This is a genomic window from Cupriavidus sp. SK-4 (assembly GCF_000611125.1).
Lineage (GTDB): Bacteria > Pseudomonadota > Gammaproteobacteria > Burkholderiales > Burkholderiaceae > Cupriavidus > Cupriavidus necator.
This window is the reverse complement of sequence record NZ_JFJW01000040.1, coordinates 1-9,454: the sequence shown is the minus strand read 5'-3', so window position 1 is coordinate 9,454 and position 9,454 is coordinate 1. Positions and strand designations below refer to the sequence as shown.

Annotated in this window: 7 protein-coding genes; 6 read left to right on the top strand and 1 reads right to left on the bottom strand. The window is 56.4% G+C overall.

Annotated elements, in window-relative coordinates; translation table 11 throughout:
- Positions 1-223: 223 nt before the first annotated feature.
- Together CF68_RS08910 and CF68_RS08905 are read left to right on the top strand one after the other, a co-directional pair.
- Positions 224-850, top strand: a complete 627-nt coding sequence (locus CF68_RS08910) for a hypothetical protein (protein ID WP_152548473.1) — start codon at positions 224-226, stop codon at positions 848-850.
- 11 nt (positions 851-861) lie between these two features.
- Positions 862-1,779 carry a hypothetical protein gene (locus tag CF68_RS08905; RefSeq protein ID WP_035817612.1) on the top strand — a complete coding sequence of 306 codons (918 nt, stop codon included), beginning with the start codon at positions 862-864 and terminating at the stop codon, positions 1,777-1,779.
- 240 nt (positions 1,780-2,019) lie between these two features.
- Here CF68_RS08905 and CF68_RS36115 read toward each other — a convergent pair whose 3' ends face one another.
- Positions 2,020-4,164: an AIPR family protein gene (locus CF68_RS36115; RefSeq protein ID WP_084187138.1), complete on the bottom strand. Its 2,145-nt coding sequence runs from the start codon at positions 4,162-4,164 to the stop codon at positions 2,020-2,022.
- Positions 4,165-4,731: 567 nt separating this feature from the next.
- On the opposite strand from CF68_RS36115, the gene CF68_RS08885 reads away from it, so the two are divergent.
- The 4 genes from CF68_RS08885 (at position 4,732) to CF68_RS08855 (ending at position 8,534) form a co-directional block, all read left to right on the top strand.
- On the top strand, positions 4,732-5,070 hold the full coding sequence (locus CF68_RS08885) for a hypothetical protein (RefSeq protein ID WP_035817601.1): 339 nt from the start codon (positions 4,732-4,734) through the stop codon (positions 5,068-5,070).
- A gap of 423 nt (positions 5,071-5,493) precedes the next feature.
- The gene (locus tag CF68_RS08875) at positions 5,494-5,838 is read left to right on the top strand and encodes a hypothetical protein (protein WP_035817597.1); all 345 of its coding nucleotides are present in this window, start codon (positions 5,494-5,496) and stop codon (positions 5,836-5,838) included.
- Positions 5,839-5,918: 80 nt separating this feature from the next.
- A complete protein-coding gene (locus CF68_RS08870; protein ID WP_035817594.1) occupies positions 5,919-6,701 on the top strand; it encodes a hypothetical protein in 783 nt (260 codons plus the stop codon).
- A 1,062-nt stretch (positions 6,702-7,763) separates the two neighbouring features.
- Positions 7,764-8,534, top strand: coding sequence for a hypothetical protein (locus CF68_RS08855; protein ID WP_152548472.1), 771 nt, complete (start codon positions 7,764-7,766; stop codon positions 8,532-8,534).
- Positions 8,535-9,454: the final 920 nt, after the last annotated feature.

The following is a 9,454-nucleotide window of genomic DNA, read 5'->3' as shown; positions in this document are numbered from 1 at the left end:
GGCGGCGGGCCCAGCGGCGGGCCGAGCGCGTCGAGGCCGAGGCGGTGCTCGCGTTGAATGCGCGCCGGCGTACACCTAGGCGCCCCACCTGTCACTTGGGTAGACTACATGCTTTGAGGAACCCCGTCGTCTGAAGGACCTGATGCCCCGTGTGCTGAACAATCCCGTGAGATGGGTGCCCCGCAAAGACTATGCACGGAAGTACGATATCGAAGTCGTACCTATGACCAGCCAGCGAGCCTACGACTGGCACTTGTCGGTCCAGACACGGATGATCGACCCGCATTATTTTCACGCATCGTCCAATCCGTCGGGCGTCCGTGGCGCTGTCCGGGCCGACAAGGGCTGGAAGTGGCCCAACATTTATTGGTGGACCCGCGCCTTCGCCTTTGCGGGGGAGTGGCCCGGCATTCTGTCCTGGTGCATCGAACTAGTGGGGCGCAAGCCGAGTACTCCGCCTATCGGTATGCTTACGGTGGCGCCGACCTTCGAGGCAAATATCCACGGCGAAATCAGTGACCGCTCCTTCGCTTGGTATCTTTCGGCCGCCCCGGCCCAATTGTACGGGGAGCTTGGCATGCAAGGTGCACGGGACGTCACTAAAGTCTTGGTCGATATCGCGATCCAGACTCGCCTTGATATGGCTAGGGATGCCGCAATCTTGCTTCATGCGGACCCGAAGGGCGGCGCGAAGCTGCACGAATTCTACTCTTCGCTCGGAATGCAAGTCCTCGACGATAATGGAGGCGCGAGACTCTCGCCGTTGCGCCCTTTCAAGCCCGGCGAATACTATGTAATGGATGATGCGCAGTCCCGAGAGTTCTGTTCGAAGTTTGCGCAGCAGCGATAGGAAGCCTGACCATGACGCACGATCCGATCCGGCACCAATTGTCCGACGACGACCTCCCGCTGGACCAGGTCGCAGCGGTGCTCGCCAGAATCGGCGTAACAGTCGCTACTGTTCCCGACAACGAGCGTGATCGCATGCTGCGCGAGGCGGTCGCCCGCGTGCTCCACGACAAGGAGCTGTCCGCACGTTTTGTGAGCGAGCTCGCCATGGAAGCGGAACCGGGCGCCTCCAGGAAATTCGATGCCTTGGAACAGCTGAATTTGGAAGGGACGCCAATGCCTGCGGGCTATACGCCTGATCGCACTGTCGACGATCTGCCCACGGAACAATGGATTGCCGAGCCAGTGAGCGGGGAGCCGGTGACCACCGCACAAGAAGACTGGTCGGCCCTCGAGACGGTCACGGCAGCGCTGCAACGCGGCGAGCACCTGCTGCACGTGCAGCTGTCCGACAAGTACCGACGTCGGCTGATGGAACAGCTCTTGCCCAAGCGCGCGCCAGACCCTCACTGGCTGTTCGCAGAGCCAGACTGGGGCAACGTTGCTGAGTTCCTCTCGCAGGCCGAACGTCTACTGCCGCATTCCCGCTCGACGTTCCTTGATCGATGCTTGTTCGTGCTGCATGACAAATCGCTGGAGACGGTGGTTTGGAATCGCGCCGAGAATGCCGGTTTAGTCGAACTCTCACGCGGCGAACGACAGTGGTCCGCAACTTACGTCGTTGACAAGAATCTGCTGGTCATCCAGATCAACGACCACAAGACCGCGGCGGCCTTGAGCCTTGATAGCAACTGGGAAGAGGCAAGGCTGTTCTCAGTACGCATTGCCGAGGCGTTCGACGGCTATTCCGAAGTCGCGCGCAATCTGCTCAAGTCGCTCAAGCAATTGCTGCCGGGGCAGCGCACCGTCGAGTCCACATATCGACATTGAGCCGGCGCGCCGGACTAGAGAAGAAACTGCAAGAGTCAATTGTGCTGTCGAAGGCGACAATGCAGGCAGCAAGCTGGCCTATGAACACAATTGTGCGCCTTCGGCGCACAAGGGCGTATCCAGGCCACGCCCAATTAGGGGTGCTCGGACCTTTTGTGTGAAATCTGGCGGTCTGGTCACTCATTGGCTTGTCGCCAGCGGTCCGGTAGTATGGCCCCCATTTTGGCGCGCTGTCGCAAACTACTTGTTTGCGAACTCCCGGTACTGCTCCCCAACAATGTATTTGGAATCCGCCCGGCTCTTATCAACGGCTACAATAATGCCATCTCGATTTACAACCACGCCATGGTACTGGTTGTGCCTTTTTCCCATAACTATCAGCTTGGTAATGCATTTCATTGCAACCTTTTGACTCAAATCTAATTTTTCCCGGACCATCTTTGCCGTTCCTGGCGGCCACGGCTGTGGCGGAAGCAATTCATCGAATTGAGTAAGCAATTCTTCCGAAACCTCAATTTCCCGTCGAGGTTTGATGACAAAGCCGCCTTCAGCGGGGGAAGGCAGCTTCTCTGTTTGCTTCCGGATCGGTCTTTCAGCCCTTTTTAGAGCCAAAGAATCTGAGGGATCAGCAGTTGGCAGTACCCATTTACCAATTACCGCTTCGCCGGCCAACCCATGCCTGACAGCGAACTGCTGACAAAGACTATTGAAGCCTTGCCCGTCCCGACCCTCCAAAGGCCTTCCTTTCGCCTTTTCAAGTTGACGATTCCCTTTTATCGCCTGCAGTTCCGAGAAGACTTCCTCGACGCGATCAAAGATCTGTTGGCCGTCAGCAGCCATTATCATGCTGATGGAAAGATTAAAAGTGCCGTTTAGCTTAGCCATGACGCACAATGCGACAGGGCCCCGCCACGCCCCGATCATTCGCGAACCATGACCGTTCTTACTATGACTGACACAAATCGCCAATCCGTGTTCTACGGCTTTCATTATTTCGGCGATTTTCGGCCAAAGCTCCAGCGGGAATTTATCGGAGAACACCGAGGAGTAGCTAGCGGGATTTCGCATAAACCGAGTTTTCAATGACGACGCCTTGGCCGGCGCCTTGCGATAAATAGCCACTACACCTACGGCAAGCTGAATCGGAAGCACAAATCTTGTGGCCGGTCTACCGATATTTTTGTAGTAATTTTTGCGTCGCTCGTAATACCAATCGTGTCTCTCCAGAATCGCCTCAATATCCCTTTGAATCTTGTCCGTCGCATTTAAGGCTGCAATCTCTACGGGACTTTGATTATTCGTCGCTTGGATTATCTTGTCGCGTATGGCATCATCCTCCGAAACCACTATTTTCACAAGAACACATCTCTCCTTGGTTGAAGCAGATTGCGATTTAAAATAATTAAATATCGATTGAGTTGTCTGAAGGCCATTAACAATTTGAACATCATGCAATTCTATAGAGTATCCGAAAAGGGTCTTTCCGAGGTTATAGGCACTAGTGGCTAAAATCGTAACTCCATTATTTAACCACCAAAAATCTGGAGAATCAACCTCTTGAAGAGATCTGGCGATATCTTCATTTACGCGATTTTCCCCAAGAAAATCACGGACATTGGAGTCAAACAGGTATCGCCTCAGATTTCCGTGCTCATCACTCACGAATTTCGCATAAGCATCAATTGGTACTAGAAGCACTTCCGCACCCTGAGCGCCAGACAATCTTTCTGCATATGGCAACTCAAGTATTACACGATTCTTTCTAAATTTTTCAACTAACTCGGTTGCACCAAGAAACTCTAATTCCACTTCCGCATTACTAAAATACTCACCCACGAATCGCTTGATCTGATTCCCTCTCGCCTCTATGTTTGCACCCAGCTCACTTTTATCTCCTCGCGAGGCGTAAACAAAGTGAAAGCAGATTGAGGGCGCAGACCCAGCCGTTTTTCGATATGCTTGGACCGTTATTTCCCGCGCCTTCAGCACAGCACCAGAATACTCTCCATTGAAATCTTGCGCGGATTTTCTAAAATCGAGCAATTCCTCAATGGTTGGAAAAATATTATTGAGAGTATCTTGCTTGAAGGTGTCGTGATGTTTGCAGCTAATAATCCAGATATCGAGCGCCCCGCCTTTTCTTGGCCAATTATACGTTTTTGGCTCCTGGAGGAGCACACCATTGATAAATGTGTAAAATCCGTCAATACCACCATCATTGCCACCATCCACCCAACCAAACTCAATTTCCTCTTGAGTGGGGTCAAAGCTTTTGAGGACCTGCTCAAAGGCAAAATTCTCAAACGCCTCATCTCTCGGTAAGCCGGATTCTCGGACCTTATCGTCAATAATTCCGTCAAGAAGTAGCGTGTCGTTCTTGGCCATTTTTGTTTTGGTTGGATTGTCGGTTCTGCGGGCAAGGCTAAAGCTAGACTATACAGGCTGTTACAATCTAGAGAGCGGAACGGGAAGCAACGCGGCCCGGCATCGCGTGCAGCGCAGATCTACGAAATCATGAAGAAGGGATCGATCGGGCCAGGGGCTGGAAGGGCGCATCAATCTGAAGTTCGAAGAAATCAGCCCGATGCGGATGGACTAAGGTCATCGCAAACACGCGTTACGTAGTCACACAGCACGATCGTTGCTTCTCGGACTGAGCGACGCAGTCAGAGCATTACGAACTCCATTTTCCTTTAACACCTCTGGGCGTGCCGTGTTTCCGGCCAACAACGAAGGTCAGACAAGCGCCCGCGCGGCGAATGGGCGGCTGGAACTCGACATCCTGGCGAGTGTGACCTAGTCATGCCAGATTAGCAGGCTACGGCGCGGGACCGCACAGGTGGGCAGCGGGATAGCGGAGGGTGGGGCGCAGGGCCGCACCGTGATCTGGTCGAAGCCTATAATCGACAACTTCTACTCACCCGCCCCCCGTTGTTTGAAATCGACCCAGTGATGACCCGCCTCCCTCGAATCGTCCTGTCGCTCACGATCACCATCGCCGCGAGCGCGCAAGCGGCCAAGCCAGTGTTGCCCCACCTAACCAAAGGCGAGAAGTACGCGAGCATCCGGACCAAGATGTTCAAGGCCGGGTGGGTGCCCGCCTCGACGCCCAATGCAGACCCGTGCGCCACCGGCGACAAGCGCTGCGAAGGCAGGACCGAAATGGAAGCGTGTTCGGGCACCGGGATGGCCTACTGCCAGTTCCTCTGGCGCAAGGATGGCCAGGTCGTCAGCATCGTGACCGCAGGGGAGGACCCGCGCCTGCATAACGTTCAGGTCCAGCCAAACTAGACCGAAGGTGCTCAGCAAAGACCAGTTCGAATTGGAGTACGCCAGTGCGCGCCTGGACTTCCTTGACGAGTGCTTGCCGAAGGGCACGGACAAGGATCCCGACGTAAGCCGGTCATTTTGCGCGATGCGGGAGATGGACTATCGAAAAGGCGCTGAATGGGCCCTGCGCCTGATTCAGCAGCGCGGGGGGCCGCGCTCGAGATGGATGGGTTCAAGAAGGCAACGCTCGGAGAGGCCGACAGCTTGTACAAGAGCTGTGCCAAATTTCGTACAGGCGGGAACACCCTCGATCCTTCCGAGATCCGGGCGACCAAGGCGATTTGCGGCTTGCGTCGTGAGGACTTCATCTTCGGTGCGATTGCCATCCTGAAAGCTTCGCGAGCTGCGTCCCCGGCAACATTATCTAAGCCTTGACACCCAACCATGTCCAAAAGCGAACCGTTCCTAGGCACGACGACAGAGCGAGACAAGGCATTTCCGGACATCAAGGAAATGCGGGTCGTTGTCACGCAAGACCCGTGGCAGAGCTATCGTCGAACCCCCGCGGCGCCAACCAGCACGTACACAAAGACGAGCTTGCCGCGCTTCGAACGGTGCCTGAACCCGCGATGTCAACAAGGCGGCCTGGACCTGCAGAGCGTCGTCCTGTTCTGGGAGGACGGCGAGCACGAATTCTTCTGTAAGGGTCATGAGGGGTCGCCCGCCGGGCGCCGAGTCGGCGACCCCTGCGACAACGTCTTCACCGTCACGCTCACCACCGTGCGCTGAGGGCGCGCACGGCCGCCCATCGGGCCAGTTCTCTGCTGCCAATATTGCCACCGAGGTCCGTGGTAGGATCGCCGGCCGTCATGACATCTCGGATCCGCAAGGTGAGTGCCGACAACAAAAGCAAGCAAAACAGCGCCGCAAGGCTCTTGGCGATTTTCAGTTCGTTGCAGCATGGTCGCGGCGACAGGCCAGGAACGGACGTATGGGGCGACGTTCTCGGCATCGGCGACGATGCCGTCCCGTCTAAGGAGCGCCGCGTCCTATCGCAGTTGGGGGCGATCGTCCACGAAATCGATTTGACGAAAGAGGGCTTGGCCAACCTGCAGGTGCCCCGGGACCTCTATGGGCCATCGCTGGACGCGCTCGCCGAAGCGGCCAGTCCCACCGCCATTCGGGCGACGTGGCGCAATCCGATCCAGCAGGATTACCTGCTTTGCCTGGGGTGGGCCCAGCACACCCTTCCGTGCGAGGGTGAGGTGATTGAGGCCGCAGCGATCGAGGGGCTACGGGCGACCCTCCAGGAGCTCAAGGACCAGGTCGCGAGCGCGGCTTTCCCGCCAGCATTGCGGGAGTATTTGGACAAGAGCATTCGCACAATCGAGGAGGCCTTGGACGACTATGCGATATCGGGGTCGCTTCCCTTGGTAAGTGCGATCGACGGCTTGTATGCAGAGGCCCGCGGTCGAGCACCGGCTTTGGGTGGGGCATTCCAGAGCGGAACCGAAAGCCAGAAGTCGACCCTTCGCCGTTTCGGTGACTTCGCCAAGAGCGCGGCCGAACTAGTCAAGAACGTCGAGACGCTGGGGCGGTTCACCATACTTGCCTGGCACCAGGTTCCTCAGGCTCTCGAGTGGATCAAGTGATGTGATGCGCCGGCGCAACAGCTTGCGCTAAGGTCAAGGCGACTCGAATTGCTGCCGGCCCCCTAGCATGGGTACTTCATCAACTTGGAGTAACCTATGAGTCACCTATCGAACTGCCCCCTTTGTGACCACCAAGCCGCGAGCCGCCGTCTCCCCGAAGGCTACCGCTACTTCGACTGCCTGAGTGAGGGCTGTGGGCCCACGGAGATCTCTTGGCTGGCGCTGCAGCACCTTGAGCAGAAAGTGCCAGAGGCCAGAGCTCGGATAGCGGTAGAGGTGGCCAATGCAAGGCGCCGGGGCGACCTGGTCACGATTCGGCGGGATCTGACCCCTAGGCACGGAATGGCCGGCCGGGACCTGATCCTTGAGGAACGACGTATGGATTGCCCGCGGCAGGCCGTGTAGGCCTCGGGCACCATGTAGGCGAAAGGCGAGTTGCCGCCTACACGATTTCAAGAAAGACAAAAGGGTTGGCGGATGCTAACCCCCCAAACCCTTTCCTGTACTGGTCGGAGCGATAGGATTCGAACCTACAACCCTCTGATCCCAAACAAGTGCGCCGACTGAGCAGGCGGCTATTTGACGGGAATCCAGCGTTTAAGTTTTGATCGCAGGGTTAGCAGATCGCTCTGTCGATGGCGCTTCAAACGCTTGTTGGCGAAGTGCTCGAATTCATCGAATGACAATTCAACAAGGTGAATACCGTGCTCTGGGAGAACCAGGCGCCGGCGTTCGTCGTAGAGTTTGCCTTTGGGCATCGCGCAGGCTGCCACTTACCGTACCACGCTTGTCGAAAAAAGGTACAGCCTCCGTATGCTGCCGTTCGCGGTACTCGACAACCAAACTCGGTTCCGGGTAGTAGCCGTCGACGCGGAGCCTCGTGCCCGCATCGGTCACCCCAAGCCTGATGCAGATAAGTCTTGATCATAGATCGAGATAATCCTTCCCTGCAGCCGAAGTTCATTATATCGTTGCCGCGTGCCCCAGTTCTGGGAGCCGAGAAGGGCTAAAATAGTCATCGTGTCGGGTTTTCGTTCGGTTTCACACTACAGCCATAGGTCCATGAATTTAGAAGAAGCAACCACATTGTTGCGAGGCGAGTTCGGAAAGACGCTGCTCCATGGCGTGCTGGATTATGCGACTCCGTTGGCATGGGGTGTCGAAGAAAATGGCGTCTGGCGGATACTCGCAAATGGTACAGCGTTTATCCTTGACTGCGGTCAAGGACCGTTTCTCGTCACAGCAGCGCATGTCTACGAGGGGTATCTTGAAGCTCGGGACGAACATCCAACCCTGCACTGCCAGCTCGGTATGATGGAGTTCCGTCCGGAAGAGCGGCTAATCTGCACGCTGGGGCATAGGGTGCTTGACGTCGCAACGTTCAGGGTCGAGCCTGATGAGATCGCGGCGCTAAGAAAGCGGATCTGCTTTGGTCCAGCGGAATGGCCGCCGCGCAATGTTGCCGAGCATGATGGCGTATTTTTTGGTGGATTTCCTGGCATCGAACGTAGGCCGAACGCGGAAAACGCGTTCACGTTTGGATTCTATGTCGCACTGACGCCAGTTTCATCTGCGAGCCAGCGCCACTTCGGTTGTGCCTTCGAACGAGATAATTGGATTGACACTCTGGGACTTGGCATTCCGGCAGAGGATTACGACCTGGGCGGCATCAGCGGCGGGCCGATGTTCGTTCTGAACGAGTCAGAGAGCGGGATTTTCTCGTGGCATATTGTCGGCGTCGCCTACAACGCAACAAACGCGCTTGGCGAGATTGTGCTCGCGCATCATGCAAGTTCGATCAGGGCGGATGGCAGTCTCGTCGCGCCGGTCTGATGGGCCAGTCTGGAAGTCCATGGTGGTCGGTCCAGGAGTAACTGGTCGTATGTGGCAGCCACAAGATTGTTGGCAATTCAAGCCGCAATATCGAGAGGCTGCTCCTGGCCGTTCTGCGACGCCCCGCCTGAATCGTCCACACGTTGCAACCCACAAAACGAAATCAACCGCGAAACGCGGATACCCGAAATATGCAATAGCTGATGGACATCGAGCGTCTTTCGCGTCCATTGTTTTCCGATCACAGCTGGCGGATTTGGGACGGCTTGAGGGTCTTGGCACGCTGGATTTGCATCGGTTTCCCATCTCGGAATACGCTCGATTTCGAGCTTGTTATGAGAGAGAAACGGCAAGCGCTCCTTTCCATCATAAACCGGCTTGTTCGCTCGAGTCCTCGGAAAAATCCGCCATCTGCGATTTCATGGAATTTGCTGGACTTCCGGTGCTCGCGCCTCCTTGATGCCGTGCGCAGGCATCCTGAATCAGCCGCCGTATATCGGCTGGCTGTTAAGGCAAATCTCTATCGTTTCCCAACGCATCTGCCAGTCGCTGACTTGAACTCTGACGACGACGGGTTGCGATCCTAAGGAGAGCAGGGAGCTACACCGATGATGGTCGCCGCCAGGTGCGCCGGGTGACCCCAGCGGGCTAGCTTAGCTGCGCGCGGCACGCAGTGGTGGTCTGTGTCGCCTTGCAGCCGGCCGACGGCGATGCTCTTCGGCACAGCGTAGCAGCCCTGACTATCACCATAGTAGTGAACATAACGCCCGATCTAGACCTTTTCGTTGGCCGCGGCCTTCGGCTTCCCCTACCTCAGACCGCGATGACGTATTGCCAAAGCACCATTGCGCCAACGCTCACGGCGACAGCGCCCCAGAACGTAACTTGAAATTTCCGCTTCTGGTTTTTGTGTCGAAGCA

Coding starts and splice junctions, on each gene's coding strand:
- CF68_RS08910 (WP_152548473.1), top strand. CDS start 224: ATGACCAGCCAGCGAGCCTACGACTGGCACTTGTCGGTCCAGACACGG.
- CF68_RS08875 (WP_035817597.1), top strand. CDS start 5,494: ATGTCCAAAAGCGAACCGTTCCTAGGCACGACGACAGAGCGAGACAAG.
- CF68_RS08885 (WP_035817601.1), top strand. CDS start 4,732: ATGACCCGCCTCCCTCGAATCGTCCTGTCGCTCACGATCACCATCGCC.
- CF68_RS08905 (WP_035817612.1), top strand. CDS start 862: ATGACGCACGATCCGATCCGGCACCAATTGTCCGACGACGACCTCCCG.
- CF68_RS08870 (WP_035817594.1), top strand. CDS start 5,919: ATGACATCTCGGATCCGCAAGGTGAGTGCCGACAACAAAAGCAAGCAA.
- CF68_RS36115 (WP_084187138.1), bottom strand. CDS start 4,164: ATGGCCAAGAACGACACGCTACTTCTTGACGGAATTATTGACGATAAG.
- CF68_RS08855 (WP_152548472.1), top strand. CDS start 7,764: ATGAATTTAGAAGAAGCAACCACATTGTTGCGAGGCGAGTTCGGAAAG.